The 24919-nt window shown below is 71.8% G+C and carries 27 protein-coding genes; 9 read left to right on the plus strand and 18 right to left on the minus strand.

Annotated features, from left to right (window positions below; all coding sequences use genetic code 11):
• Nucleotides 1–155 precede the first annotated feature (155 nt).
• A complete protein-coding gene (locus tag ABZW11_RS33525; RefSeq protein ID WP_355425993.1) occupies nucleotides 156–1217 on the minus strand; it encodes an iron chelate uptake ABC transporter family permease subunit in 1062 nt (353 codons plus the stop codon).
• A complete protein-coding gene (locus ABZW11_RS33530) occupies nucleotides 1214–2248 on the minus strand; it encodes an iron ABC transporter permease (RefSeq protein WP_355425996.1) in 1035 nt (344 codons plus the stop codon). Before ABZW11_RS33530 ends, ABZW11_RS33525 begins: the two co-directional genes overlap by 4 nt.
• Nucleotides 2249–2317: 69 nt before the next feature.
• On the opposite strand from ABZW11_RS33530, the gene ABZW11_RS33535 reads away from it, so the two are divergent.
• Nucleotides 2318–3400, plus strand: coding sequence for an alpha/beta hydrolase-fold protein (locus ABZW11_RS33535; RefSeq protein ID WP_355425999.1), 1083 nt, complete (start codon nucleotides 2318–2320; stop codon nucleotides 3398–3400).
• On the opposite strand, the gene ABZW11_RS33540 is transcribed toward ABZW11_RS33535, so the two are convergent.
• The gene (locus ABZW11_RS33540) at nucleotides 3397–4344 is read right to left on the minus strand and encodes a methionyl-tRNA formyltransferase (RefSeq protein WP_355426002.1); all 948 of its coding nucleotides are present in this window, start codon (nucleotides 4342–4344) and stop codon (nucleotides 3397–3399) included. The two genes, ABZW11_RS33535 and ABZW11_RS33540, sit on opposite strands and share 4 nt — an antisense overlap.
• A gap of 112 nt (nucleotides 4345–4456) precedes the next feature.
• Here ABZW11_RS33540 and ABZW11_RS33545 point away from each other — a divergent pair, with 112 nt between their 5' ends.
• Together ABZW11_RS33545 and ABZW11_RS33550 are read left to right on the plus strand one after the other, a co-directional pair.
• Nucleotides 4457–5755, plus strand: a complete 1299-nt coding sequence (locus ABZW11_RS33545; protein ID WP_355426005.1) for a SidA/IucD/PvdA family monooxygenase — start codon at nucleotides 4457–4459, stop codon at nucleotides 5753–5755.
• A gap of 134 nt (nucleotides 5756–5889) precedes the next feature.
• Nucleotides 5890–6096, plus strand: a complete 207-nt coding sequence (locus ABZW11_RS33550) for a hypothetical protein (protein WP_355426008.1) — start codon at nucleotides 5890–5892, stop codon at nucleotides 6094–6096.
• Nucleotides 6097–6099: 3 nt separating this feature from the next.
• Here ABZW11_RS33550 and ABZW11_RS33555 read toward each other — a convergent pair whose 3' ends face one another.
• Complete coding sequence (locus ABZW11_RS33555; RefSeq protein ID WP_355426011.1) at nucleotides 6100–6498, minus strand: STAS domain-containing protein; 399 nt, start codon at nucleotides 6496–6498, stop codon at nucleotides 6100–6102.
• A 145-nt stretch (nucleotides 6499–6643) separates the two neighbouring features.
• On the opposite strand from ABZW11_RS33555, the gene ABZW11_RS33560 reads away from it, so the two are divergent.
• Nucleotides 6644–6976 (plus strand): helix-turn-helix domain-containing protein, encoded by a 333-nt coding sequence (locus ABZW11_RS33560; protein WP_355426014.1) that lies wholly within the window; start codon nucleotides 6644–6646, stop codon nucleotides 6974–6976.
• 15 nt (nucleotides 6977–6991) lie between these two features.
• Here ABZW11_RS33560 and ABZW11_RS33565 read toward each other — a convergent pair whose 3' ends face one another.
• Nucleotides 6992–7381 carry an STAS domain-containing protein gene (locus ABZW11_RS33565; RefSeq protein WP_355426016.1) on the minus strand — a complete coding sequence of 130 codons (390 nt, stop codon included), beginning with the start codon at nucleotides 7379–7381 and terminating at the stop codon, nucleotides 6992–6994.
• A gap of 376 nt (nucleotides 7382–7757) precedes the next feature.
• Here ABZW11_RS33565 and ABZW11_RS33570 point away from each other — a divergent pair, with 376 nt between their 5' ends.
• The 3 genes from ABZW11_RS33570 (at nucleotide 7758) to ABZW11_RS33580 (ending at nucleotide 10703) form a co-directional block, all read left to right on the plus strand.
• Nucleotides 7758–8153, plus strand: a complete 396-nt coding sequence (locus ABZW11_RS33570; protein WP_355426018.1) for a hypothetical protein — start codon at nucleotides 7758–7760, stop codon at nucleotides 8151–8153.
• 349 nt (nucleotides 8154–8502) lie between these two features.
• Nucleotides 8503–9876 (plus strand): MFS transporter, encoded by a 1374-nt coding sequence (locus ABZW11_RS33575; RefSeq protein WP_355426021.1) that lies wholly within the window; start codon nucleotides 8503–8505, stop codon nucleotides 9874–9876.
• Complete coding sequence (locus ABZW11_RS33580; protein WP_355426024.1) at nucleotides 9873–10703, plus strand: ChbG/HpnK family deacetylase; 831 nt, start codon at nucleotides 9873–9875, stop codon at nucleotides 10701–10703. Before ABZW11_RS33575 ends, ABZW11_RS33580 begins: the two co-directional genes overlap by 4 nt.
• 7 nt (nucleotides 10704–10710) lie before the next feature.
• On the opposite strand, the gene ABZW11_RS33585 is transcribed toward ABZW11_RS33580, so the two are convergent.
• The 3 genes from ABZW11_RS33585 to ABZW11_RS33595 form a co-directional block, all read right to left on the minus strand.
• Entirely contained in the window at nucleotides 10711–11643 is a 933-nt protein-coding gene (locus ABZW11_RS33585; RefSeq protein WP_355426027.1) for a hypothetical protein, read from the minus strand.
• Nucleotides 11644–11695: 52 nt separating this feature from the next.
• On the minus strand, nucleotides 11696–12214 hold the full coding sequence (locus ABZW11_RS33590) for a pyridoxamine 5'-phosphate oxidase family protein (protein ID WP_355426030.1): 519 nt from the start codon (nucleotides 12212–12214) through the stop codon (nucleotides 11696–11698).
• Nucleotides 12215–12382: 168 nt separating this feature from the next.
• Nucleotides 12383–13180 carry an SDR family NAD(P)-dependent oxidoreductase gene (locus ABZW11_RS33595; RefSeq protein WP_355426033.1) on the minus strand — a complete coding sequence of 266 codons (798 nt, stop codon included), beginning with the start codon at nucleotides 13178–13180 and terminating at the stop codon, nucleotides 12383–12385.
• Nucleotides 13181–13265: 85 nt separating this feature from the next.
• On the opposite strand from ABZW11_RS33595, the gene ABZW11_RS33600 reads away from it, so the two are divergent.
• Nucleotides 13266–13838, plus strand: coding sequence for a TetR family transcriptional regulator (locus tag ABZW11_RS33600; protein ID WP_355426035.1), 573 nt, complete (start codon nucleotides 13266–13268; stop codon nucleotides 13836–13838).
• Here ABZW11_RS33600 and ABZW11_RS33605 read toward each other — a convergent pair.
• The 4 genes from ABZW11_RS33605 to ABZW11_RS33620 are packed head-to-tail and all read right to left on the minus strand — an operon-like array spanning nucleotide 13798 to nucleotide 17663.
• Nucleotides 13798–15342, minus strand: coding sequence for a long-chain fatty acid--CoA ligase (locus ABZW11_RS33605; RefSeq protein ID WP_355426038.1), 1545 nt, complete (start codon nucleotides 15340–15342; stop codon nucleotides 13798–13800). The two genes, ABZW11_RS33600 and ABZW11_RS33605, sit on opposite strands and share 41 nt — an antisense overlap.
• A gap of 50 nt (nucleotides 15343–15392) precedes the next feature.
• Nucleotides 15393–15851, minus strand: a complete 459-nt coding sequence (locus tag ABZW11_RS33610; RefSeq protein ID WP_355426041.1) for a MaoC family dehydratase — start codon at nucleotides 15849–15851, stop codon at nucleotides 15393–15395.
• Nucleotides 15851–16726 carry an amidohydrolase family protein gene (locus tag ABZW11_RS33615; protein WP_355426140.1) on the minus strand — a complete coding sequence of 292 codons (876 nt, stop codon included), beginning with the start codon at nucleotides 16724–16726 and terminating at the stop codon, nucleotides 15851–15853. The genes ABZW11_RS33610 and ABZW11_RS33615 overlap by 1 nt, the downstream gene beginning before the upstream one ends.
• A gap of 10 nt (nucleotides 16727–16736) precedes the next feature.
• Nucleotides 16737–17663, minus strand: a complete 927-nt coding sequence (locus tag ABZW11_RS33620) for an SDR family NAD(P)-dependent oxidoreductase (RefSeq protein WP_355426044.1) — start codon at nucleotides 17661–17663, stop codon at nucleotides 16737–16739.
• A gap of 105 nt (nucleotides 17664–17768) precedes the next feature.
• Here ABZW11_RS33620 and ABZW11_RS33625 point away from each other — a divergent pair, with 105 nt between their 5' ends.
• Nucleotides 17769–18644 carry a PaaX family transcriptional regulator C-terminal domain-containing protein gene (locus tag ABZW11_RS33625; protein WP_355426047.1) on the plus strand — a complete coding sequence of 292 codons (876 nt, stop codon included), beginning with the start codon at nucleotides 17769–17771 and terminating at the stop codon, nucleotides 18642–18644.
• Here ABZW11_RS33625 and ABZW11_RS33630 read toward each other — a convergent pair.
• The 6 genes from ABZW11_RS33630 to ABZW11_RS33655 are packed head-to-tail and all read right to left on the minus strand — an operon-like array spanning nucleotide 18554 to nucleotide 24918.
• Nucleotides 18554–19876: a 2-hydroxyacyl-CoA dehydratase family protein gene (locus ABZW11_RS33630; protein ID WP_355426050.1), complete on the minus strand. Its 1323-nt coding sequence runs from the start codon at nucleotides 19874–19876 to the stop codon at nucleotides 18554–18556. The two genes, ABZW11_RS33625 and ABZW11_RS33630, sit on opposite strands and share 91 nt — an antisense overlap.
• Nucleotides 19864–20928: a 2-hydroxyacyl-CoA dehydratase family protein gene (locus ABZW11_RS33635; RefSeq protein WP_355426053.1), complete on the minus strand. Its 1065-nt coding sequence runs from the start codon at nucleotides 20926–20928 to the stop codon at nucleotides 19864–19866. Before ABZW11_RS33635 ends, ABZW11_RS33630 begins: the two co-directional genes overlap by 13 nt.
• A gap of 1 nt (nucleotide 20929) precedes the next feature.
• Nucleotides 20930–22168: a CoA transferase gene (locus ABZW11_RS33640; protein WP_355426056.1), complete on the minus strand. Its 1239-nt coding sequence runs from the start codon at nucleotides 22166–22168 to the stop codon at nucleotides 20930–20932.
• A complete protein-coding gene (locus tag ABZW11_RS33645; RefSeq protein WP_355426058.1) occupies nucleotides 22161–23282 on the minus strand; it encodes a CapA family protein in 1122 nt (373 codons plus the stop codon). Before ABZW11_RS33645 ends, ABZW11_RS33640 begins: the two co-directional genes overlap by 8 nt.
• The gene (locus ABZW11_RS33650) at nucleotides 23279–24085 is read right to left on the minus strand and encodes an amino acid ABC transporter ATP-binding protein (RefSeq protein WP_355426061.1); all 807 of its coding nucleotides are present in this window, start codon (nucleotides 24083–24085) and stop codon (nucleotides 23279–23281) included. The genes ABZW11_RS33645 and ABZW11_RS33650 overlap by 4 nt, the downstream gene beginning before the upstream one ends.
• Nucleotides 24082–24918: an amino acid ABC transporter permease gene (locus tag ABZW11_RS33655; RefSeq protein WP_355426064.1), complete on the minus strand. Its 837-nt coding sequence runs from the start codon at nucleotides 24916–24918 to the stop codon at nucleotides 24082–24084. Before ABZW11_RS33655 ends, ABZW11_RS33650 begins: the two co-directional genes overlap by 4 nt.
• Between the last annotated feature and the right edge of the window lies 1 nt (nucleotide 24919).

A 24919-nucleotide genomic window follows, 5' to 3' on the forward strand; every position in this document is an offset into this window, starting at 1 on the left:
GCGGACAACGCCACCGTTAACCGCCGCAGGGTCTTCGCAACTGTCGTTCGTGGGGAGAGCATCCGCAAGTCCCTTGCTGTCGTGCTTTGGCTGCACCACCGACGTGGGCAGGCAAACCGTAACACGAAGAGGTTAGGTGAGGCTAACCTAACGCTTCAGCGTCCTCCGGCTCTCCTGAGGTTGGCCCGCACCAGGACGTACACGAGGAACGGGCCGCCGATCGCGGCCGTCACCACGCCGACGGGCAGCACCACCGGCAGCGCCGTGCGCGCCAGCAGGTCCGCGCCGATCAGCAGCACCGCCCCCATCAGACCGGAAGCCACCAGCGGCGGCGTCGCGTACCGCGTCAGCCGCATCGCCACCTGCGGCGCCACCAGCGCCACGAACGCCACGGGGCCGGCCGCGCTCACCGCCACCCCGGCCAGCAGCACCGCGCAGAGCAGCAGCACGCCCCGCACGACCGAGAACCGCACGCCGAGCCCAGCCGCCACCTCGTCGCCGAAGTGCAGCGGTTTCAGATGGAAGGCCACGTACGCCACCACGGCCAGCAGCACGAGCAGGCACCACGCCGCCGGCAGCACCTCCTCCCAGGTGCGCGAGTCCAGCGAGCCGACCAGCCACGCCTGCGCCCGCGCCACGTCGCGGATGTCCGCCGTGGCCAGCAGCCACACCGTGATGGCCTCCGCCACGGCGCTCACCGAGATGCCGATGAGGATCAGCCGCATGCCGTCGATGCCGCGCCGCCAGGCCAGGAAGTACACCAGCAGGCCGGTGCAGAGGCCGCCGCCCAGCGCCGCCGCGGGCAGCCCCACCGTGCCGACGATCGCCGAGGCGGCGCCGCCCGTCACCGTCACCAGGAACACCGCGACCATGCTCGCGCCGCCGGTGATGCCCAGCACGTCGGGGCTGGCCAGCGGGTTGCGCGCGATCGACTGCGTGATCGCCCCCGACACGCCCAGCGCGACCCCGACCACCAGCCCGGCCAGCGCGCGCGGCATCCGCAGGTCCATCACCACGAACTCGTCCACCCGCTCGCCCTGCCCGAACAGCGTCGCCACCACCTGCGGCAGGGCGATGGGGAAGTCGCCGAGCGCGATCGACAGGCAGAACACCAGGAACGCAGCCGCCGCGAGCAGCAGCGTCGCGCACACCATCCACGGCCGCCACACGAACGACGCGCGGCCGACCCGCACGCCGCGCACCACCGTCGCGATCACGTCTTCCTGAACTTTCCGCGCCACACGAGCGCCGCGAAGAAGGGGGCGCCGGCCAGGGCGACGACGACGCCCGCCGGCAGCTCACCCGGCCGCGTCACGACGCGCCCCAGGATGTCGCAGGCCAGCAGGATCACCGCGCCGAGCAGTCCGGCGAACGGCACCAGCCACCGGTAGTCGGGCCCGGTCACGTAACGGGCGACGTGGGCCACCATGAGACCGAGGAACGCGATCGGCCCGCACGCCGCCGTCGCCGCCCCCGCCAGCACGGTGATGGCGACGACGCCGACGGTCCTGTTGCGGGCGATGTTCACGCCCATCGCGCGGGCCACGTCGTCACCCAGGTTGAGCAGGTTGATGGCGGGCAGCGTGGTCGCCGCCAGCACCAGCCCCGCCCCGATGAACACGACCACCGGCCAGATCACGTCGAACCCGACCCCGGCGACGCCGCCCGCGTTCCAGAACCGCAGCGCGTTCAGCGAGGTCTGGTCGGTCAGCGCGATCGCCGTGGTCATCGCCGCCAGGAACACCGCGATGCCCTGCCCGGCCAGCGCCAGCGTCAGCGGGTTGCCCGCGCCCCGGCCGATGCTGGCCAGCCCGAACACCACCACCCCTGCCGCCGCCGCGCCCAGGAAGGCGAACCACACGTACTGGTACGGGTTGGCCAGGCCGAACAGAATGATCACCGTGACCACGGCGAACGAGGCGCCCGCGTTCACTCCCAGCAGGCCCGTGTCGGCGATCGGGTTGCGGGTGTAGCCCTGGATCAGCGCGCCGCCGACGCCGAGCGCGATGCCGGCCGCGATGGCCAGCACGGTCCTCGGCACGCGGACGGTCTGCACGATGAGCGTGATCTCGGTGAGCCGCTGATCGCCGCCCGCCGCCGCGAACAGGCCGTGCCACACCTCGCCGGGGCTCAGCGCGCGCGCCCCGACGGCCAGTGACGCGCCCGCCACGACCACCAGCGCCACCGCGAGCGTGCCCGCGCCGACGGCCCGCCGCCGGCGGGCCCGTTTCACCACACTCGTGCTCATGGGTCCTTATCGTTCGACTTAGGTAAAGCTATCCTTAGCTGACGGTCAAAGGAAAGGGTACGGGAGCGCATGGGGGAGACGTTCGCAAGGTACGGGCTCACCGGCGAACCCGGCACCGAGGAGTTCTGGCGGGCCGCGCGCTCGCCCGCCGTCGCATCGGACGGCGAGGGCTGGACGACGCTCTTCCTGTGGCGCGGCGGGCCGGCGCGCGTCGTCTTCGAGAGCTGGTCGGAGCCGGTGCCGCTGGCCCGCTTCGGCGGGACCGACTGCTGGTACGCCGAGGTCGCCATGCCCGCCCGGCTGCGGGTGACGTACCAGGTGGAGACGGGCGACGGCGCGTACGCCGACCCCCTCAACCCGGTCGGGGCCGGTGGCGAGCGGTCGATCGCGGCCACGCCCGACGTGGCCGGGCAGCCGTACTGGCCCTGCGTCGGCCCCGACGACGTGCTGCCGCTCCCCGGCACCCGCCTGCGCTGGGCCAGTGCGGTGCTGGGCGGGCGGCGTACCGTGCGGGTGCATCCCGCGGGCGGCGGCGGGCCCGTCGTGCTGCTGCTCGACGGCGACGACTGGCTGCACCTGCACCCGGCCATGACCGCGTTCGACGCCGCCGTGGCCGCGGGCGCGCTGCCGCCCGTCACGCTCGTCTTCCTGCCCGCCCGCGACCGCTCCCACGAGTACGCCTGCCGCCCCGAGCTGTGGCGGGCCGTCCGCGACGAGCTGCTGCCCCTCGTCGCCGGCAGCGGCGTGCCCGCCGACCACGGCACGCTGGTGGTCGCGGGGCAGAGCCTCGGCGGGCTCACCGCCCTGTACGCCGCCATCGAGTTCCCCGGCCTGATGACCGGCGTGGCCTGCCAGTCGGGCTCGTTCTGGTGGGAGCTGGGGGCCGAGTCGCGCGCCGACCCGCTCGGCGGCCCGGCGGGCGGAGCCGTCGCCGCCCGCCTGGAGCGGGACCGCCCCGACCTGTCCGGCCTGCGGGTCGCGTTCGACCTGGGGGAGCACGAGCACCGCATGCTGCCCCACTGCGAACGCGTCGAGAGCCTGGTCGAGCGGGCGGGCGCCACCGTGCGCGTGTCGCGCTCACCGTCGGAACACGACCGGGCCGGCTGGCGGCACGCCCTGCTCAGAGACGTCGCCTGGGTGCTCGGGTCCTAGGCGTGCCTGGTCAGGTAGCCGCCCATGGCGCGGAACACCTCGGTGGCGGGCAGGTCGGCGCCGTCCTCCGTACGGACCCGCTCGATCACCAGCCCGTGACCACGCCCCTTGCGCGCCTCGGCGCCCGCCACGATGACCACCCCGTCGCCCTCGCGGATGAAGACCCGGCCCGGCGTGCCGCCGTAGATGCCCTGCGACACCGACGCCTTGGTGACGCGGACCCGCTCGCCCTTGTAGTAGGTGAAGGCGTTCGGGTACGGGTCGGACTGGGCGCGTACCAGCCGCTCGATGTCCTCGGCGGGCCAGGTCCAGTCGATGTTGCCGTCCTCGACCGAGCGCTTGTGGAAGAAGCTGGCCTTCGAGCGGTCCTGCGGGGTGAAGACGGCCGTGCCGGAGTCGATGAGGCCGAGCGCCTCGGTGACGATCGGCCCGATCAGATCCACCGTGCGGTGGAACAGATCGGTGGCGGTGTCCTGAGGCCCGACGGGAACGGCCCGCTGCACGACGATGTCGCCCGCGTCCAGCTCCTCGTTCATCATGTGCGCGGTCACCCCCACCTCCTTCTCGCCGTTGATCAGCGCCCAGATCAGCGGGGAGAAACCGGCGTACGCGGGCAGCAGCGAGTCGTGCACGTTGAGGGTGCCGTGGCGGGGGAGCGCGAAGATCTCCGGCGGGATCCACGTCCGCCAGTTGTTGGCGACGATCAGGTCGGGCTCGGCCTCCTTGAGCCGGGCCATCAGCTCGTCGTCGTCGGGCCTGTTGCGCAGCAGCACCGGCACGCCGTGGGCCTCGGCCAGCTCGGCCACCGAGTCGTTCCAGATCCTCTCGTAGGCGTGCTCGCTCCTGGGGTGCGTCACCACCAGCACGACCTCGTGCGTGGAGTCCAGAAGAGCCTGGAGCGTGCGATGCCCCCAGGTCTGGTAGCCGAACATCACGACCCGCATGGTGTCTCCTTGTCGAGAGGAACCGCTTCGGTTAGGGTGACCTTAATTAGGCAAGGCTAACCTAATTTGGGCCTCGTCTCCACCCCCGGTTCGGTCGTCTAGAAAGGCCTCCATGTCAGCGGAGCAGCACGTCCACGACCTCATTGGCATCGGCTTCGGGCCCTCCAACCTGGCCCTGGCCATCGCGCTCAAAGAGCGTCACGGTGACGGAGTCGACGCGGTCTTCCTGGAGAAACAGCCCGCCTTCGGCTGGCATCGCGGCATGCTTCTCGAAGACACGACCATGCAGGTCTCGTTCTTGAAGGACCTGGTCACCATGCGCAACCCGGCCAGCGAGTTCAGCTTCCTGTGCTACTTGCGGGAAAAAGGCCGGCTGCTCGACTTCATCAACCACAAGACGATGTTCCCGTCCCGGCTGGAATTCCACGACTACCTCGAATGGGCAGCAGCGCGTTTCACCGACCAGGTCGAGTACGCCGCCGAAGTCGTCGCCGTCACCCCCGTCGAAGCGGACGGCGCCATCGAGTTCCTCGACGTGGTGGCCCGGCAGGGCGACGGCACGCTCGTCACCCGCCGCGCCCGCAACCTCGTGCTCGCCGCCGGCCTCGAGCCCGTCCTGCCCGACGGCATCGTGAGCGACGAGCGCGTCTGGCACAGCGAGGAACTGCTCGCCAAGCTGCCCACGCTGCGCGACCCGCGCAGGTTCGTCGTGGTGGGGGCCGGGCAGAGCGCCGCCGAGGTGGCGGGCCACCTGCACGGAGCCTTCCCCGCCGCCGAGGTCTGCGCCGTCTTCGCCAAGTACGGCTACACCCCCGCCGACGACAGCTCGTTCGCCAACCGCATCTTCGACCCCGAGGCCGTCGACCACTTCTACACCGCCCCCGACGAGGTGAAGGAGCGCCTGCGCGCGTACCACGCCTCCACCAACTACTCCGTGGTGGACCTGGAGCTCATCGACGAGCTCTACCGCCGCCACTACCAGGAGAAAGTGCAGGGCAAGGAGCGGCTGCGCATCTTCAACGCCTCCCGCCTGGCCGGCGTCGAGAACGACTCCAGCGGCCTGCGCGTCACGGTCGAGTTCCTGCCCACGGGCGAGCGCACCCTGCTGGAGGCCGACGTCCTCGTCTACGCCACCGGCTACCGCCCCACCGACCCGCTCACCCTCCTCGGCGAGACCGGCGGGCTGTGCGAGCGTCTCCCCGGCGGCGGCGTCCGCCTCGGCCGCGACTACCGCATCGCCACCTCGCCGGAGCTGCGCTGCGGCATCTACGTCCAGGGCGCCAGCGAACACACCCACGGCCTCACCTCGACCCTGCTCTCGAACACCGCCGTCCGCGTAGGCGAGATCGCCGCCTCCCTGACCGGCCACCTCCGCACCCCCGCCTACTCCCGGGTGAGATCCCTGGTCTGACGAGTCCTGGTACGGCCTGCTCGAAAGGTCTGACCTGGTGGACGTGGTCCTGTGGTGGCAGGAGAGCTGCCGCCGGTCAGGCCGTGGCCCGCCGTGCTGAAAGTTCCACCCGGAATCCGGCTTGACCTGGGGCTGTGAAGAAGCCTTGCTCGGCGCTGTCTCCTTCCGCGAGGCGCCGATGCTCCGGCACCGTCGACATCAAGGCCGTGCTCACCTGGCTGCGCGACCGGAACTGGTTCGGCGACGTGACGCTCGGCGACGTGCAGTTCGGCTACGAGATCACCTCGTCGAGCGGCGGTCCCGGCTTCCGTACCAACAGCTTCTCGGTCTCGGCGAGCTGAGGGTCATGGGCCGCACCGGCCGGCGAGCGCGTCGCCGGCCGGGCCCTCGTGGATGTCCAGGACCTCCCGCAGGCCGGTGATCTCCAGCAGCCGGCCCAGCACGCCGTGGACGCCCGTCAGGCGGAGCGAACCGCCGCCGTCGCGCAAGGCGTTGTGCAGGCTCTCGCAGGCGCGCAGGCCATTGCTGTCCATGAACGTGAGCATGGTCAGGTCGAGCACCACGCGCTCGCCGGGCGCCGCCTGCTCGCGGACGTACTCCTCCAGGAGGGCGGCGTTCGTCATGTCCACCTCGCCCAGCACGGTGATCACCAGGCCGGCGTCGTGCCGCAGGGAGTCGAGGGTCAGGGGCGACGCGGCGGGTCCGAGGCCGTCGCCAGGCCGGTGGGCGATGTGAAGGTGCATGGCGTCCTCCCGGTCATGGTCGATCTGGCGTGCTTCTCTGGAGCTGAAGCATAATGCCCGAATTACAATGCCGGAAGCACCTTTCGTGTGATCTTCCTGGCCCGGCGCGCCTGACGTGCTCATATCTGGTACAACTTGAGTTTTCGTGAGCACGTCCACCAATCGGTCCGGCTCCTGGACCTTCCTGACCAACCACGCCCGCGTGCTGGTGGAGATCGCCCGCAACCCGCGCGCCCGCGTCCGCGACATCGCCGCGGGCATCGGCATCACCGAGCGCGCCGTCCAGGGCATCGTCTCCGACCTCCAGCAGGCCGACTACGTCACCATCGACCGTGTGGGGCGGCGCAACGAGTACAGCCTCAACCCCGAAGCCCGCTTCCGCTACCCGACCGAGGCCGACCTGCCCGTCCGCCTCCTCATCGACGTGTTCACCCAGCACGACCTGGCGAGCCCGGAGCCGGAGAAGGTCACCGAGTGACCCGAGGCTGAGGCGTCAAGGGGCCGCCTCGATGGCCGGCTGCGTCACGGGGGCGGGCAGGCGCAGGGCGGCCAGTACGGCTTCTTCGACGGTGTCGTGCACGTGCAGGACCGTGTGCGCGCGGGTGATCCGCATCATCGCCGCCAGCCGGGGATGCGGCGCCGCCAGGTGCAGGGTGCCGCCGTGCTGGCGGGCGAAGGCATGGGTGTTGAGCAGTACCCGCAGCCCGGCGCTGCCCAGGAAGTGGGCGTCGTTGAGGTCGATGACCAGGTGCTCATGGGGCGCTCGGCGGGTGGCGCGCAGATGACGGTCGAGCAGGACGGCCGTTACGGCGTCGACCTCGCCCGCCACGGAGATCACGCTCACCCCCGGAAGCCGCTGCGTGGCGAACGTCAGTTCCGGCACGGGCATCCTCCCCCACCACGAGAAGTTCCCAGCCCTACGGTAACGGCGCGGGGGACGGGCGTACAGAGCCGCGAGGACACGTCAAGGAGACGAAATTCGCGGGACAGCCGGAATGGCCGCCGAATAGGGGCGCGAATGGCCTGCGGGGGCAAAAAGGGGAGACTCGGAAACGTTCTTTTACCGTCGCCGTGATTTCCCATGGATTCGCCTGTGACGGTTGTGGGGAACGGATGCCACTCGGGGCTTGGTCACGGGTTCTCTTACGAACCACCAAGGTTTCTTGATCATCTTTGTCGGGGTGGCGAGCGGCGTCCCGGCACACGCGGACTTACTTTCTTTCTTGCTTCCTATCGGGACGCGATCGAAAGGAAAACACATGCTCCGTCGTACTGTGTCAGGCGCTTTCGCTCTGACGGTCGCCGGTCTCATCACGGCAGCGGCGTCTCCCGCGCTCGCCGAATCCCAGAGCCCGTCGGACTTCTACGACTCCGCCGCGGCCATCATCAACTCCGACGGCAGCCTCAACAACGGGACGAACGTCCTGCGGTCGTGGCGGGCGGGCACTGGCAGGTACTGCGTCCAGCTCGATCACTCGGTGTCCGCGCCCCACACGCTCATCCAGCTCACTCCGCGCGAACCGCGGAGGCTGCCGAACATCGCCTACCGTAACCCGTCCACGACGTGCTACCGGTACAACACCATCACCGTCAACGTGTACGACACCAACACGGGGCAGCTCGCCAACGGGGGATTCGACCTGCTGGCCATCTGACCGGAGCGCGCGCCGCCGCGGAGCCCCACAACGGGCCCACGGCGGCGCTCGCGCGTCCGGGGCGGCATCACGGCAGCGCCGCCCCAGCAGCGCCCGAGCAGCGCCCCAGCAGCGCCCCAGCAGCGCCCCAGCAGCGCCCCAGCAGCGCCCCAGCAGCGCCCGAGCAGTGTCAGGGCAGCGCCCGAGCAGTGTCAGGGCTGATTCCGTGACCTGCTCGCGATCCCCGCGCGCGACACTGTCCGTCGACGTCCGGCACCCCCGCGCCTCACCCGCCGTTCGCCTCGCCCTGCGAACGTGACGCCGTGCGGCGCATCGGCGCCGCAGTCGCGACGGCAGAGAAGGTGATCGCGTGTCCCTCCCCGGCCCGGCCCCCGCCCCGGGACGGACTCCCGCCTGGCGCTACGCCATCGGAATGTTCGGCACCTCCATCCCGATCAACATGATCAAGGGATCGATGATCCTGTTCTACGTCGACATCCTCGGGCTCGACGTACGCGCCTACGGCGTGGTCATGGTGATCTACGCGGTCATCGACGCCATCGACAACCCGGTGCTCGGCCACCTGTCCGACCGCACCCGCACCCGCTTCGGCCGCCGCCGCCCCTGGCTGCTGGTGGGCGCGCCGATGCTGGCGGCCTGCATGATCGCGTTCTTCTCGGCGCCGGAGTCGCTGGAGGGCATGAGCCTGCTGCTGTGGTTCGCGGTGTTCGCCATCCTGTGCGAGGCTTTCGACTCGATGCTCAACGCGAACTACGGCGCGCTGCTGCCCGAGCTCTACCCGCGCGAGCGCGACCGGGCCGTGGCCAACAGCCTGCGCCAGGGCTTCCAGCTCGTCGCGCTGGTGATCTCGCTGGCGGTCACGCCGGTGCTGACGACGCAGGTGTTCGGCACCGAGACCGCCACTCAGGGCTTCCGCACCACGGCGATCATCTACGGCGTCATCGCGGTCGCGGTGATCGCGTTCATGGCGCTCAGCGCCCGCGAGAACCCCCGCTACGCCACCCGCGAACGCCCGATGCTGCTGCGCAGCGTCTGGTCGATCCTGCGCAACCGGCTGTTCTGGACGGTCGGGCTCACCGGCGCCTGCTACGGCATCGCGATGGCGCTCGTGCTGTCGGGCATCCAGCTGTACGTGCGCTACTCGCTCGGCCTGCCCGTCGGCCACGCGCTCTACCTGCAAGGGATCGTCATCCTCGTCTCAGCGGGCGGCCTGGTCGCGTGGACGCGCGTCGTCGCCCGGCGCGGGGCGCTGTGGACCTGGCGGCTGGCCTTCGCGGTGCTCGCCGTCAGCTTCGCCGGTCTCTTCCTCGCCACCGACCTCGTCACCGCGATCGCCGCCGGCGTGCTGGTCGGCGCCGGCTGGTCGGGCATGCTGGCCACCAACGACCTCATCGTCGCGCGCGTCCTCGACGCCGACGCGGCACGCGACGGCGAGCACCGCGAAGGGCTCTTCCTGTCGGCGTTCGGCTTCTTCTCCCGGCTCAACGGCGTCGTCACCGGGCTCGCGCTCACCTCGCTCGGCGTGTTCTTCGGCTACAACTCCGGCGACGACCCGGGCGGCGACCCCGGGCTGGCGTTCCGCATCTACCTGTGCGTCTATCCGTTCGTGCTGACCGCCGTCGGCGCGGTCGCGGCCCGCTTCGTCTCCGTCCCGATCGAGACGCCGGCCGTGCAGCAGCCGGCCGGCACCGACGGCGCGCCGGCCGTGGAGCAGCCGCGATGAGCCGCCGCCTGGTCATCACCGCCGACGACCTCGGCCGCGAGCCCGGCACGACCGAGGTCATCGCCGGCCTGCTCGCCGAGGGCCTCGTCAGCGCCACCACCCTCATCTGCGTCTCACCCGAGGCCGAGCGGGCCGCGCGCCGGGTGCGCGGGCTGGGCGTGCTGCCGCGCCTGCACGTCACGCTGACCAGCGAACGCGGGGTGCCGCGCTGGCGGCCGCTCAACGGCGCCGCGAGCATCGCCGACGCCGACGGTACGCTCAGCGACGACCCCTTCGCCTTCGCCGCCCGCGGCCAGGCCGACGACGTGCTCCGCGAGGCCGACGCCCAGCTGCGCTGGATGCGCGCGCACGACCTCGCGCCCGTGGCGGCCGACTCCCACGCCGGCACCCTCTACGGCCTGCACGGCAGGTCGTTCCTCGCCGAGTCGCTGCACTGGTGCGCCCGCCACGGCCTGGCCTTCCGGTTGCCCCGCGACCCCGCGCCGTACATCGGCGGGCCCCTGCCGCCGCCGCTCGCCGCCGCCCACGAGAACGCGATCGCGCTGGCCGACGCGCTCGGCGTCGCGCTGCCTGAGACGATCGCCACCAACCGCGGCACGGCCGCCGACCTCGGCTCGTACGAACGGCTCCGCGACGACTACCTGCGCCGGCTCGCCGCCCTGCCGGAGGGCACCAGCGAGCTGTTCCTGCACCCCTCCCGAGAGGACGCCGTCACCGGCCCCGACGGCGTCGTGCGCACGTGGGAGGCGCGGCTGCTGCGCGACCCGGTCTGGCACGCGGCGCTCGACCGCGAGGACGTCGAGGTCGTCCCCGGCTGGTGGAGCTGAGCCGGGGTCAGGAGAACCAGTTCGCGCCCAGCTCCTGGATCGTCCTGCTGCCCTTGGGCACGAACAGCGCCTCGCTCAGCACCTGGTTGACGCTCTTGGGGTCGTTCAGCATGGCGAACAGGAAGAGCGAGCCGCCGTCGGCCGTACGGAAGCCGAAGACCGAGCCGCGGCCGCGGAAGGCGACGTACAGGCCCTTGTAGACCCTGGGGAACGCCTCGCGGCTGAAGCTGTCCTTGGCCAGCCGGTAGCCGGAGGCGCCCTCCTTCTTCTCGTTGTTCCAGAAGTTCTGGTACTCCAGCGTCACCGCGCGGGCCATGTCGTCATCGATGTCGGTGATGTAGCCGTCGGCGTCCAGCTTCGGCTTCGGCACGCGCTGCCCCCAGTGCACCGGCGTGGCGACGGCCAGCCTGAAGGGCTGCCCATCGGTGCGGAGGAAGGCCAGCAGGTGCGCGCGGACATGGCCCTTGACGTCCTTGTACGTCGCCTTCGCCATGAACCACTCGTTGTTCTCCGGCTGGTTCTCCGGCCGCGGCAGGTAGATCACCGGCGTGCCCTGGACGCTGATCGGCCGGTGCCCCGGCTCACTCTTGAGTTCTTCGAAGTTGCGTTCGAGCACGCCTTCATGCAGGGCGCCTTCCACGAACAGCGCGTCCAGCGTGCTGTTCTTCCGCCACCACTTCGCCTTCTTGAGCGTCTTGTTGTACGCGCTCAGCCACTCCCGCATCGCCTGTCTGGCCTGCGCGGCGGTCAGCGCCGAGCCGGTGGGGGAGGGGGTGGGGGTCGCGCTGGGGCTGGGGCTGGGCGGCGGGGCGGTCGGCGCGTGGGTGGCCTTCGCCACGGCGGACGGCCGGGCCAGCCCGGGGACCGGCGGCGGCAGCGTCCCGCAACCGGCCAGCCCGGCGACCACGGCCAGACCCAGCAGCGTCCGGCGTGCCGACATGCGCCCCCCAATCCGAAATTACGGACATGCCGGAGAGAACATATCGGACGGATCAGGTGGCGGTGAGCTTGGCGGGGTCGGCGGCGTAGACGGTCATCCAGTGCGGGTGCAGCCGGTAGTAGACGACCTCGTTGTCCCAGTCGAAGGCGTCGGCGCCGTAGAAGTCCTGGAAGTACGCCAGCAGGTCGGGCCAGTCCGCGGCGGGCTCGCCGTCCAGCGGGTTGAGGATCTCCACCGTGCCGTGCGTGAACACGCCCAGGTCCTCGCCCCGCATGTGCGCGACGCTGGCGGCCGGGCGGGCCGCGAGGTGGCGGGCCTTGGCGGCGGTGCGCGCCGTGCCGAAGTGCCACTTGCCGCGCAGGAAGTGCCCGTCCGCGCCGCTGATCCGCGGCTCGCCCTTGGCCGTCACGGTGGACAGGGCCACCGTGCACATGCCCTTCAGGACCTGGGTGAGCTGCTCCGCCGTGAGGGTCCGGTCGGTGACGATCGACTGGAGATGCGAGGTGGAGCGGGACAGCGAGGCGTCGAGCAGCTCCTGAAGCTGCTGAAGGTCTTCCGGTGTTTCGCGCATGAGAGTCCTTACCTATGTGGAGGCCGCGGTTCGCGGACCGATGCGACCATGTTCGCCCAAAAAGCCGACACCTTGTGTCTTATTTCCCGGCCTGATGATCCGCAGCCCTGATGCAATCGCGGCATCGAGCCGGAGGGGGAGGGCTTCGGGCCGATCTCCTGACCGGGGTCAGTGGACGCCGCGGATCGTGCCGCCGTCCACCCGGAGCGTGGTGCCCGTGACGTAGCCGGCGAGCGGGCCGCACAGATAGAGCACGGCGGCGGCGATCTCCTCGGGACGCCCCAGGCGGCCGGCGTCGTTGGGCACCAGGTCGGCGATGGCGTTGCGCTCGATCTCCGTCCACGTCTCGCCCCACCCCCGCGCGGGCGCGAGATCGGTGAGCAGGCGCTGGACGGAGTCGACCAGGACGGCGCCGGGCGCGACCGTGTTGGACGTGACCCCGGTGCCCGCGAGCTCCCGCGCCAGCGAGACCGCGAGGTTGTGGCGGGCGGCCAGAGTGGCGGTGTAGTGCGGCAGGTCGGCGCCCGGCTGCAGGGCCAGCCCGCCGCCGATCTGGACGACCCGCCCCCACCCGCGCTCGCGCATGCCGGGGAGCAGGCGCTGGATCATGCGGACGCCGGAGACGACGTTCACCTCGTACGTCCGCCGCCACTCCTCGGCCGTGGCCTCCCACCCCCGGTGCGGGTAGGAGCCGGCGTTGTTGACCAGGACGTCGATCGGCCCGCCCGCCAGCGCGGCGGCGGCCGTGGCATCGGCCCCCTCGTCGGTGGCGAGGTCGCCGACGGCCACGTCGGCGCTGCCTCCCGCGGCCCTGATGGTGACGGCGACCGCCTCGGCACGCGCCGCGTCGCGCCCGTGCACGACGACCCCGGCGCCCTCGGCGGCCAGGGCGGTGGCGATGGCCGCGCCGAGCCCCGAGCTGGAGCCGGTGACGAGGGCGCGCCTGCCTGCCAGGTGGAGTTCCATGGTGCTCCTCAGGTCGTGCCCTTCTGACCAGGGCACACACGATGTCTACAGTCGTATACTACGACCAGAGTATACGGTTGTAGACATGATGGCTCCCGAGGCGCCCGTGAAACGACGGCGCGACGCCGCCGCCACCCGGCAGGCGATCCTGGAGGCGGCGATCGCGGCCTTCACCGCGCACGGCTACGCCGGCGTGGGCGTCCGCGACATCGCCGCGAAGGCGGGCGTGACCGCGATGCTCATCAACCGCTACTTCGGGTCGAAGGAGCAGCTGTTCGCCGAGGCGGTGGACGCGGCCTTCGCACCGCGTACGGTGATCTCCGGCACCGGCGCGGAGCTGGCGGGGGAGACGGCGCGCACGCTGGTGGCGCGGACCGCGCCCGGCGCGGACGAGCTGGGGCCGTTCCTGCTCATGCTGAGGTCGGCGGCCGACCCCAGGGCTACGGAGATCATGCGGGCGGCGATCGCCCGGCACCCCGGCAGGCACCTCACCGAGGAGCTGGCGGGGGAGGGGGCGGCGGTCCGGGCCGAGCTGATGCTGGCCCTGCAGGCGGGGGTGTGGCTGATGCGCAGCGTCATCGGCACGGACGCGCTCAAGGACGCCGGCCCCGACGACCTCACCCGCCGGATCCGTGACCTCCTCCAGGTCCTGGCCTGAGGGCGTCGGCGGGCAGCGGGAGACCGCGCAGGCGGGGTTTGTGGATCTTGCCGGAGCCGGTCTTCGGCAGCTCGTCCACGACGTCGACATGGGCGGGGATCTTGTACGCGGCCAGGCGCGGGCGCAGGAAGTCCCGCAGCTCACCGGCCGTGACGTGCGCCCCGGGACGCGGCACCAGGAACGCGCGGCCGACCTCGCCCCACTTGGCGTCCGGCACGCCGAGCACGGCCACCTCGGCGACCGCCGGGTGCTCGAAGATCGCCGCCTCCACCTCGGCCGGGTAGACGTTCTCCCCGCCCGAGATGAACATGTCCTTCACCCGATCCACCACATAGAGGTGACCGTCCTCGTCCAGCACGGCGAGGTCGCCGGAGCGGAACCAGCCGCCGGAGAACGCGGCCCTGGTCGCCTCGGGGTCGCGCCAGTAGCCGGGGGTGACGTTCGGACCCTGGATGAGCACCTCGCCCGGCTCCCCGGCCGCCGCGTCGGCGCCGTCCGGCCGTACGACCCGGACGTCCGAGAAGAACACCGGCACACCCGCCGACCCCACCTTGCGCGCGCTCTGGTCGGCCTCCAGGAAGGTGGCGCCGGGAGCGGTCTCGGTGAGCCCGTAGCCCTGGCAGAACACCAGCCCGCGCTCCTGGTACGTGCGGATCAGCGCGGCCGGCACCGACGCCCCGCCCGCCATGAGGTGCCGCAGCGACGACAGGTCGGCCCCGGCCCACCGGGGCGAGCCGGCGAACGCGGCGAACATCGTGGTCACCCCGAACATCCAGGTGACGCCGTGCTTCTCGATGAGGTCGTAGCACGCGTCCACCTCCCACGACGGCATGATCACCGAGCGGCCGCCCTTGAGGAAGGTCGGCAGCAGCGTCTGGTTGAGGGCCGCGACGTGGAACAGCGGAGCGCTGATCAGCGTCGTCTCGTCGCTGGTGACGTCCACGCCGAGCAGCAGGTTGAAGCAGTTCCACACCAGGTTGCCGTGGGTGAGCGTGGCGCCCTTGGGGCGGCCCGTCGTGCCCGAGGTGTAGAGGATGAGCGCCGGGTCGTCGAGGTCCACGGGCGTGTCGATCGGGGTGGGGTCGCCCTGGGCGAGCCAGCTCTCGTACTGCCCATCGCCGAGCGCGACCCGGCGCCGCGGCCCCTCCGGCAGGGCGTGGACGACGTCGGCGCACTCGGGCGCGTAGATCAGCGTCTCCGCGCCCGAATGGTCCAGCATGTACGCCACTTCAGGCGCCGCCAGCCGGAAGTTCAGCGGTACGAAGATCGCGCCGAGCAGGTGCGCGGCGAACATCGTCTCGACGAAGGCCGGATGGTTGCGCCCGAGGTAGGCGACCCGGTCACCCGCCCCCACTCCTGAGGCGCGCAGCTGGGACGCCAGCCGCGTCGTCCTGTCGTGGACCTCGGCGTAGGTGACGGAACGGCCGTCGAAGACGAACGCGGTCCGCTCCGGCGTCATCATGGCCCGGCGGGCGGGCCAGCATCCCAGTCCGGTGTTGCGCATGCGGTGTTCGGCCTCCTGTCGGCGAGGGGGGATCGACCAGGATCGGCGGGTCAGGCGTAGTGGCGGTAGATGGCGCGGGCGACGCAGGCCGGCCGGTCCGAGCCCTCGATCTCGACCTTGAAGTCGAGGTGCATCTGCACGCCGTCGTTCGGGACCTCCTCGACGGAGGCGACGACCGCGCCCAGCCGCACCCGCGCGCCCACCTTGACCGGGCTGGGGAAGCGCACCTTGTCCAGGCCGTAGTTGATGCTCATCTTGACGCCCTGGATGTCGAGCAGCTCGGTGAACAGCGGGATGAGCAGCGCCAGCGTCAGGTAACCGTGCGCGATCGTCCCGCCGAACGGCCCGTCCGCGGCCCTGACCGGATCGACGTGGATCCACTGGTGGTCGTTCGTGGCGTCGGCGAAGGTGTTGACGCGGTCCTGGGAGATCTCCAGCCAGGCGCTGTGGCCGAGGTCCTTGCCGGCCAGGGCCTTGAGCTCCGTCAGTCCGTGGGCGGTGGTCGTCATCAGGCATTCTCCTTCAGGCCGAGCAGGCGGGCGGCGTTGTCCTTGAGGATCTTCGGGCGGACCTCGGGCTTGATCTCGAGCTTGTCGAAGTCGCTCAGCCAGCGGTCCGGGGTGATCACGGGGTAGTCGGAGCCGAAGAGCACCTTGTCCTTCAGCAGCGAGTTGGCGTACCTGACGAGCTGCGGCGGGAAGTACTTCGGCGACCAGCCGGACAGGTCGATGTAGACGTACGGCTTGTGCGTGGCGACCGCGAGCGCCTCGTCCTGCCAGGGGAACGACGGGTGGGCGAGGATGATCCGCAGCTCGGGGAAGTCCACGGCCACGTCGTCCACCAGCAGCGGGTTGCTGTACCTGAGCCGGATGCCGCCTCCGCCTGGCACGCCCGCGCCGATGCCGGTCTGCCCGGTGTGGAACAGGGCGGGCACGCCCAGCTCCTCGATGGCCTCGTACAGCGGGTAGGCCATGGGGTCGTTGGGGGAGAAGCCCTGGATGCTGGGGTGGAACTTGAAGCCGCGCACGCCGTGGTCGTTGACCAGCCGCCGCGCCTCGCGCACCCCCGCTCTGCCCTTCCAGGGATCGACGCTGGCGAACGGGATCAGCACGTCGGCGTGCTCGGCGCAGCCCTCGGCGACCTCCTCGTTCGCGATGCGCGGGTGCCCGGTGGCGTGCTCGGCGTCCACGGTGAACACCACCGCGGCCATCTTCCGCTCCCGGTAGTACGCGGCCGTCTCGGCGATCGTCGGCTGCCGGTGGCCGTGGGCCTTGAAGTACTCCTCCGAAGCGCCGAACAGCTCGGGGCTGAGCGAGCGGTGGCCGTCCTTGGAGATCTCCGCGTGGGTGTGCACGTCGATCGCGACCAGGCCGGCCACGTCCATGGCCGCCATCTCAGGCACCCTGCCCGGAGCCGGCGGGCGCCTTGGGGGCGGGGATCCCGTACGTCTCGGGTTCGGCGCCGACGCCCGTCTGCCACGACTCGGCGATGGCGTCGGCCGTCCAGCCTCCGTCGGCGAAGGCGACGGCCTTCTCGGCGGGGTGCGACCACAGCGCGAGGCGGTCGCCGCCGATCCCGATCGCCTGGCCGGTGATCCCGGCGGAGGCGTCCGAGGCGAGGAAGACGATGAGCTCCGCGACGTCCTCCACGGTGCCCATGCCCTCGTCCCTGCGCAGCCAGGCGGGGAACGGCTCGCCGGTCCGCTCGGCCTCCTCGATGACGGGCGCGAAGGCGGGGATGGTCTTGGTCATCTCCGTCGCCGCGACCGGGACGACCGCGTTGACCGTGACGTTCGCCCTGGCCAGCTCCATCGCCCAGGTCCGCGCCATGGCCACGATGCCAGCCTTGGCGGCGGCGTAGTTGGTCTGGCCGAAGTTGCCGCGCTGCCCGGCGGGAGAGGAGATGAGGATCAGCCGCCCGCCCTCGCCCTGCTCGCGCATCTTGACGGCGGCGGCCCGCGCGCAGGTGAAGGTGCCGCGCAGGTGCACGTCGATGACGGCGTCGAAGTCGTCGTCCGACATCTTCCACAGCACCTTGTCGCGCAGGATGCCGGCGTTGGTCACCATCACGTCCAGCCGGCCGAACTCGCTGACGGCGGTCTCGACCAGCTGCTCGGCCGCCTTGGCGGAGCCGACCGGGGCGACGACCTCGCGGGCCCGGCCGCCCTTGCCGGTGATGCCCGCGACGACCTGGGCCGCCGCTTCGGCGTCCACGTCGTTGACGATCACCGCCGCTCCGGCCGCGGCCAGCGCCTCGGCGTACGCGCGGCCGAGCCCGCGGCCCGCACCTGTGACAACGGCGACCTTGCCGGAAAGATCCATGGGATTCCCCCTGAAGTGATAAGGCGGACGAAAGCGAATATATGTCACTGTTCTGACGGGCGTCAAAGATTTGCCCAACGTTAGGGGTCTGCCTACGCTCGTGCTGTGACGCGTACCGAGGGGAACGACTCCCGACAGGCGGCCGCGCGGCCGCAGTCCCTGCTGCTCAGCTTTCTGGGCGTCTACGTCCTGGGCCGGGGCGTCGCCGTCTACTCCGGCAGCCTCATCGAGGTGTTCGCCCGGCTCGGCGTCTCCGAGGAGGCGGTCAGGTCCACGCTGGCCCGCATGGCCAAGCGCGGCCTGCTGGCCCGCCACCGGCGGGGGCGCAAGACGTACTTCGGACTCACCGAACGCGCGGAGGAGGTGCTGGAGGACGGGCGCAGGCGCGTCTGGGAGACCGGCGCGGTCAACCGCGCGTGGGACGGCACCTGGACGCTCGTCGGGTTCTCGCTGCCCGACAGCTCCACCCGGCACGACCTGCGCTCCCAGCTCATCTGGGCCGGCTTCGGCCTGCTGCAGAGCGGCCTGTGGATCGCGCCGGGCACCAAGGACGTGCGCGGCATCCTCGCCCCCCTGGAGGCGAGCGGCCTGCGGGTCTCCGACCACGTCACCGTGCTGCAGGCCAGGGCGCTCGGCCCCACGGAATCGGCCGACATCGTGCGCAAGGCGTTCGCCATCGACGAGATCGCCGGCCGCTACCGCGCCTTCCTCGACCGGTGGGACACCGAGCATCCGGCGCCCGACGCGGCCGACGACCTCGCCCGCCAGCTCCTCCTGCACACCGACTGGCTGCAGCTCATCCGGCAGGACCCGCACCTGCCCGCCGAGCACCTGCCGCCCGGCTGGCCGGCGATCCGCGCCGAGCAGGTCTTCCACCGGCTGGCCCGCGTCTATGAGCCGCCCGCGGCGAAGCTCGCGTCGGAGATCGTCGAGACGTCCGACGACCCCGAGCGCGGCAGGACCACGGTCTCCAGCCACTGACCGACCTGTTCCGCCACGTCGCCGCCGAAGGTGCGGGTGTCGACGTTGTCGGCGTGCACCTCGATCACCGGGAACCCGGCCGACTCCAGCGCCCTGGCCGTGAAGTAGCTGCCCCTGGGGTCGTCGGAGACCAGGTGCACGACGCCGTCGATGCCGTGCAGGCGGGCCTCCTTGACGTACCACTCGCTCGACCACGGCGGCGTGTAGAGCTGGTCGCCGAACGCGGCGAAGCGCGCCGCCAGCGCCCGCATGGGGTCGTCGCCGTAGCGGATGTAGCCGTCGGCGGCGATGGCGAGGTACATCGACCAGACGAAGACCGCGCCGTACTCCTCCTGGAAGCGCTGGTAGAAGCCCATGTCGTACCAGAGGCCGCGGCCGATCCACATCAGCCTGGCCCGCTCCTTCTCGCAGGCGCCGACGCCCGCGTCCACACGCTCGCGCACCTCCTCGTAGAAGCTCCTGGCCAGGTCGCGGGCCCACTCGGTGCCGCGGTGCCACTGCGGCAGCATGACGCTGGGAATGCTGTCGACCACGCCGAGCGGCGCGGGGCGGGCGCGGGCGATGAGGTCGCGCGTCTTCCTGTTCCACTCCTCCTGCTCGTTGACCAGGGCCATCACCTGGCGGAAGCGGGACTCGTCGAACCGCCTGCCGGTGGTCGTCTCCAGGAACCTGACGAGGTTCTCCAGCTCCGCGGTGAGCAGGTCGAGCCGGGCCGGGCCGACGGCCTCCTCCCACCGGTGCGGCATCAGCTCCCACCAGTTGACCGGGACCTCGTTCTCGGCCGCGCTCTCCAGGGGGAAGAAGGTGACGCCCGGCTCGTGCCCCCAGACGTCGAAGATCTTGCGGGTGACGTCGCCGGTGGCGTCGCCGACGATGATGTCCGGTTTCGGCAGGCCGCCCCACGGGCCCGCGTCGGGGTCGGGGTCGAACGCGGAGCCGAGGGTGACCGCGTTGTACTGCTCGGAGTAGTCGGGGTAGCCGCGCCGCCGTACGAGGTCGAGGTAGTGCCCCGAGCGCTGCTTGGCGGTCACCAGGGACGCCCACCACTGGCCGACCGCGTACGGGATGTCCATCGTGCGGAAGATCTCGTGCGGGACGTCCGCGTTGAGCAGCGCGAACGGCTCACCGGCGGCGACCCGGCGGCGCAGGTCGGCGAACCATTCGCGCTGGTGCCTGCCCGCCTCCGCCGCCGTGGCGAGGGACTTCACGCTGCGCGAGCTCACTTCGGGCATGCAGGTTCCTTCCGCAGGGCGGCCAGGTCGGCGCGCCCGTACTCCTGGTGTTCGAGCAGCACGGCCGGGATGTCCAGCGCCGCGCGCTGCGCGGGGAAGTCCCACGCCGGTGCCTCGTCGGACTCGCGGCAGTAGGAGACGAACAGTTCGGCCCGGCAGCGGCGGACGGCCGTCGCCGCGTACGCGGCCCGCGCGCCCGGCGTGGCACGGTGCGCGGTCAGGGTGCCGCGATGGTAGTGCTCGGCCAGCGCGTCGAGGCTCGCCGTGCCCACCGGGCCGGTCACGGCGAGGTCGCCGAAGGAGTGGTCCTCGCCGACGATCACGTGGCCCTCGGCCTCGATGGCCTCGTACACGTGCGGCGTGTCGTGGGCGCTGCCGCTCAGGAAGACCCGCCGCCCGGTGTGCTCGTCGAGCCGGTCCGCCTCCGACAGCAGCCTGGCCAGCAGCGCGATGTGCTCGCTCACCGGCAGGGCGGCGTTCGCCGCCGCGAGGAACTGCCGCCCGGTGAGCCGGGCGGGCACGATCCTGCGCAGCTCGGCGACGGCGGCCAGCAGCCGGCGCCGCTCGTCGTGCGCCGCCACCGCCCCGGAGAGGTCGAGCCCCCGGCCGCTCCACGCCTCCAGACGGGCGGCGAACTCGCCGACCCTGCGCCGGTTGTAGCGGGCGGTCGTGCGGTGCGGCAGGTGCAGCAGGTCCACCAGGTACGCCTCGGGCAGCCCTCGGCCCGGCTCCACGCGGCGCAGCTCGCGCAGCGCGTAGAACAGCCGCAGGGACGCCTCGCAGTCGTGGCTGACGACCACCCGGTCCAGGTCGCCGAAGGCGCCGTCGAGCAGCCGGGCGAGCACCGAGCGAGCCGCCGGGTCAACCCCGCGCCCCAGGTAGCGGTCGCCGAGCTCCGAGCCGGACTCCGGGTCGCCGGTGAGCCGGATCGCGCGCAGCCCGGCGGCGGTCAGCAGCTCGACCGGCACGTCAGCGCCGACGTACCCAACGGCAGCGCCCTGCCGGCCGCCGCGGGCGTACGCCTCCTCAAGCGCGGCCAGTGCGCCGCCCACGTCAGATCACCCCTTCGTCGGCCAGCGTCTTCAGCTCCTCGGCCGAGTAGCCGAGCAGCCCGCCGTAGACCTCGTCGTTGTGCTCGCCGAGCCCAGGCGCCGGCCGGTCGAGCGCCGCCTCCGAGCCGGAGAAGCGGATCGGCACGCCCGTGCCGTACAGGTCGCCGGGGTCGCCGTGCCGGGGATGCGTCAGCGGCACGACCTCCTCGCGCTCCAGCACCAGCGGGTCGCGTACGGCGTCGCCCGGCTCGCGCACCTCGGCGGCCGGCACCCCGTGCCGCGCCAGCAGGTCGAGCACCTCCGTGAGCGGTCGGTCCGCCGCCCACGTGCCCACCAGCTCGTGCAGCTCCCCGGCGTTGGCCACCCGCGCGTCGCGGGAGGCGAAGCGCGGGTCGGCGGCCAGGTCGTCGCGGCCCATCGCGGTGAACAGGCCGCGCGCGAAGGCGTCGGTGGGCCCGCACAGCGCGAACCAGCCGTCCGCGGCCCTGAACGTGCCGAACGGCGCCAGCCTGGGCACGGTCGCCCCCGTCCGCATGGGCAGTCCCAGCTTCTCGTAGGCGTCGAACGGCTCGCACGCCACCAGGGAGGTGAGCGCCCCGAGCATGGACACGTCCACGTGCTGGCCCTGGCCCGTCGCGTCGGCCCGCAGGACCGCGGCCAGCGTGCCGATCACCGCGTACAGCGGCGCGACCAGGTCGCCCACCGGCAGCCCGAAGCGGACCGGCGGCTCGCCGGGCGCGCCCGCGGTCATCATCACGCCGCTCAGCGCCTGGATGATGGTGTCCATCGCCTTGCCGGAGCCGGGGCCGCCCTGCCCGCCGAAACCGCTGATCGACGTGCACACGATGCGCGGGTTGATCGCGCTCGCCCAGTCGTGATCGATGCCGAGCCGGGCCGTCACGCCCGCGCTGTAGTTGTCGATCATGATGTCGGAGACCTTGACCAGCCTGCCCAGCACGTCACGCGCCTGGGGATGCTTCAGGTTGAGCGTGACACTCTGCTTGTTGCGGCCGCGCAGGAGCATCGACACCGACATGTCGTCCTCCGCGCCGCGGGCCAGCGACAGCCCGCCCGCGCCGAGGTAAGGGGCGTTGTTGCGGGAGCTGTCGCCGCCGGTCAGCGGGTTCTCCACCTTGATGACGCGGGCGCCGAGCCCGGCCAGCAGCAGGGTCGCGTACGGGCCGGACAGCGCGGTGGTCAGGTCGATCACCGTACGGCCGGCCAGCGGGCGCTCAGCCATGCAGCACCACCTCGTCACCCTCCCAGCGGAACTCCGTCTTCAGGCCGGCCTGCCGCGTGATGCGCTCGATGTAGGCCACCACCTTGCGGCCCTCCTCGTCGTCGCCGAGCGGCACCGGACGGCCCGCGTCGTCGATCCAGCACGGCACGAGACCGGCCGAGACCAGGCCGTTCCGGTCGAAGCGGCACAGCGCGATCGCGGTGTTGCGGCTCTCCGGATGGAACGGGTAGTATGGCATGTCCGGGTCGGGGGCGAAGCCGTACAGCTCGACCCGGCGGCGCGCCCATTCGGCCCGCTCGCCCTCGTCGCCCGACTTCGGGGTCAGCGCGTGGGTGACGGTCACGAAGTTGCCCAGCCCGTGATAGATCGGCTTGCCCCGGTACATCTCGACGCCCCGCATGATGTGGGCGTGGTGCGCGAACACCGCCTGCGCGCCCGCGTCGATCGCGGCGTGCGCGACCGGCCGCTCGTACATCGCGAGCACCGCCGGCGTGTGCCCGACGCCCTTGTGCAGCGACACCAGCACCACGTCGGCCTCGGCCGCCAGGGCCTCGACGTCGGCCGCCATCCGTTCCAGCCCCGCCGGGTCGGCGAAGGTGTAGATCTCGGGCGGGCCGCCGGGGCTGGCGTGGTCGAGTTCGTAGTGGGTGAGCACCTTGACGTACGCGCAGCCCGGCTTGCGGCTGGTCGCCCACGACTCGCGGGGGCCGACGCAGTTGTAGCTCAGCACGCCGACCCGCAGCCCGTCGCGGGTCACGATCGCGGGACGGCGGGCCTCGGCCAGCGTCATCCCGGCGCCGGCGGTGGCCATCCCGGCCTCCGTCGCGTACTTGATGGTGTCGGCCACGCCCTGGTCGCCGACGTCGTAGACGTGGTTGCCGGCGAGCGTCACCACGTGGAAACCGGCCTCGGCGACCGCGCGCAGCGCGGCGGGGTCGGCGGGCGGCGCCGGCACGTCGGTGCTGACCTGGGCGGTGGACGTGCTGTGGGGCACCTCCACGTGGCCGATCACCACGCCGCCCCGGCCCAGCGTCTCCCGGGCGGGGACGAAGAAGGACGCGGGATCGGGCTCGTCGACGACCAGGTCGCCGACGGCCATCACCGTGAGACTCAAGACGTGCTCTCCTCTACAGGGGTCTTTCCGGCCTGGCCGGTGAAGCGCGACAGGAAGGCGCGCAGGCGGGGCGACGAGGGGGCGTCGAAGATCTCCTCCGGCGTGCCGGTCGCGGCCACGCGGCCCTCCTCCATGAAGACGCAGCGGTCGGCCACCTCGCGGGCGAAGCTCATCTCGTGCGTCACGATGATCATGGTCATGCCGCCGCGCGCCAGGTCGCGGACGACGCTCAGCACCTCGTCCACCAGCTCGGGGTCCAGAGCGCTGGTCGGCTCGTCGAAGAGCATGATCCGCGGGTTCGTGGCCAGGGCCCTGGCGATGGCGACGCGCTGCTGCTGGCCGCCGGAGAGCATCCGGGGATGGGCGTCCGCCTTGCCGGCCAGCCCCACGCGCTCCAGCAGCCGCAGCGCCTCCGCGCGCGCCTGCCCGGGGTCGCGGCCGTGCACCGCCACCTGGGCCTCGACCACGTTGCGCAGCACGCTCCAGTGGCCGAACAGGTTGAACTGCTGGAAGACCATGCCCATGCGGCTGCGCTGGGCGGCCACCTTGCGGTCCGGCAGCGGGCGCAGGTGGCCCCGGTGCCTCTCGTAGCCGAGCAGCTCCCCGTCGAGGTACATCGCCCCGCCGTCGATGCTCTCCAGCTGGTGGACGCAGCGCACCAGCGTGGACTTGCCCGACCCGGACGGGCCGATGACGGTGACCACCTCGCCCTCGTGCACGTCGAGGCTCACCCCGTCGAGCGCCGCGTGGCCGCCGAACCGCTTGCGCACGTCACGGACGTGCAGGACCGGCGTGTCGCTCACCGCTGCCCCTTCCCGAAGTGCCGCTCCAGGCGTCGCTGGCCCAGCGAGAGCACGGTGACCACCGCGAGGTACCAGGCGCAGGCCACGATCAGCAGCGGCACGATCTCGTACGTCCTGTTGTAGATCACCTGCACGGAGTACAGCAGGTCGGCCATCGCGATCACGCTGACCAGCGAGGTGCCTTTGAGCAGGCTGATGAACTGGCTGCCGGTGGGCGGCACGATCACCCGCATCGCCTGGGGCAGCACGACCTTGACGAACCCCTGCCCGGCGGTGAACCCCATCGCGCGGGCCGCGTCACGCTGCCCGTGGTCCACGGCCAGGATGCCCGCCCTGACGATCTCCGCCATGTACGCGGCCTCGTGCAGGGTGAGCCCGATGATGGCCGCGGTCAGCGAGCTGATCACGGAGTTGGTCGGCCACGAGACGAACGTCGGCCCGAACGGGATGCCCAGCGAGATGCGCGGCAGCAGGTAGCCGAGGTTGAACCAGAAGATCAGCTGCACCAGCGGCGGGATGCCGCGGAAGACCGCCACGTAGATCCCGCAGGCCCAGGCCACCGGCTTGAACCCGCTCAGCCGGCCGGCCGCGAGGAGCACCCCGAGCAGGCTGCCCAACGTCATGCCGATCACGGTGAGCAGCAGCGACATGCCGAGGCCGCGCAGGATGTTCGGGTCGAACAGGTATGTGCCGGCCACCGCCCACTCGAAACGCGGGTTGGTGAGCAGGAACCAGGCGAACTGCGCGGCCAGGACGAGCAGCACGGCTCCGGCCACCCAGCGCAGGGGACGGACGCGAGGCCGGGCGGACGCGATGTCCACGGTTGCGTCCATG

The organism is Nonomuraea sp. NPDC004580, assembly GCF_040609855.1.
Lineage (GTDB): Bacteria > Actinomycetota > Actinomycetes > Streptosporangiales > Streptosporangiaceae > Nonomuraea > Nonomuraea salmonea.

Excerpts from the sequence above, each read along its gene's own strand:
- ABZW11_RS33530 (WP_355425996.1), bottom strand. The coding sequence starts at position 2,248 with ATGAGCACGAGTGTGGTGAAACGGGCCCGCCGGCGGCGGGCCGTCGGC.
- ABZW11_RS33535 (WP_355425999.1), top strand. The coding sequence starts at position 2,318 with ATGGGGGAGACGTTCGCAAGGTACGGGCTCACCGGCGAACCCGGCACC.
- ABZW11_RS33540 (WP_355426002.1), bottom strand. The coding sequence starts at position 4,344 with ATGCGGGTCGTGATGTTCGGCTACCAGACCTGGGGGCATCGCACGCTC.
- ABZW11_RS33545 (WP_355426005.1), top strand. The coding sequence starts at position 4,457 with ATGTCAGCGGAGCAGCACGTCCACGACCTCATTGGCATCGGCTTCGGG.
- ABZW11_RS33555 (WP_355426011.1), bottom strand. The coding sequence starts at position 6,498 with ATGCACCTTCACATCGCCCACCGGCCTGGCGACGGCCTCGGACCCGCC.
- ABZW11_RS33570 (WP_355426018.1), top strand. The coding sequence starts at position 7,758 with ATGCTCCGTCGTACTGTGTCAGGCGCTTTCGCTCTGACGGTCGCCGGT.
- ABZW11_RS33580 (WP_355426024.1), top strand. The coding sequence starts at position 9,873 with ATGAGCCGCCGCCTGGTCATCACCGCCGACGACCTCGGCCGCGAGCCC.
- ABZW11_RS33585 (WP_355426027.1), bottom strand. The coding sequence starts at position 11,643 with ATGTCGGCACGCCGGACGCTGCTGGGTCTGGCCGTGGTCGCCGGGCTG.
- ABZW11_RS33590 (WP_355426030.1), bottom strand. The coding sequence starts at position 12,214 with ATGCGCGAAACACCGGAAGACCTTCAGCAGCTTCAGGAGCTGCTCGAC.
- ABZW11_RS33595 (WP_355426033.1), bottom strand. The coding sequence starts at position 13,180 with ATGGAACTCCACCTGGCAGGCAGGCGCGCCCTCGTCACCGGCTCCAGC.
- ABZW11_RS33600 (WP_355426035.1), top strand. The coding sequence starts at position 13,266 with ATGATGGCTCCCGAGGCGCCCGTGAAACGACGGCGCGACGCCGCCGCC.
- ABZW11_RS33605 (WP_355426038.1), bottom strand. The coding sequence starts at position 15,342 with ATGCGCAACACCGGACTGGGATGCTGGCCCGCCCGCCGGGCCATGATG.
- ABZW11_RS33610 (WP_355426041.1), bottom strand. The coding sequence starts at position 15,851 with ATGACGACCACCGCCCACGGACTGACGGAGCTCAAGGCCCTGGCCGGC.
- ABZW11_RS33615 (WP_355426140.1), bottom strand. The coding sequence starts at position 16,726 with ATGGACGTGGCCGGCCTGGTCGCGATCGACGTGCACACCCACGCGGAG.
- ABZW11_RS33620 (WP_355426044.1), bottom strand. The coding sequence starts at position 17,663 with ATGGATCTTTCCGGCAAGGTCGCCGTTGTCACAGGTGCGGGCCGCGGG.
- ABZW11_RS33630 (WP_355426050.1), bottom strand. The coding sequence starts at position 19,876 with ATGCCCGAAGTGAGCTCGCGCAGCGTGAAGTCCCTCGCCACGGCGGCG.
- ABZW11_RS33640 (WP_355426056.1), bottom strand. The coding sequence starts at position 22,168 with ATGGCTGAGCGCCCGCTGGCCGGCCGTACGGTGATCGACCTGACCACC.
- ABZW11_RS33655 (WP_355426064.1), bottom strand. The coding sequence starts at position 24,918 with ATGGACGCAACCGTGGACATCGCGTCCGCCCGGCCTCGCGTCCGTCCC.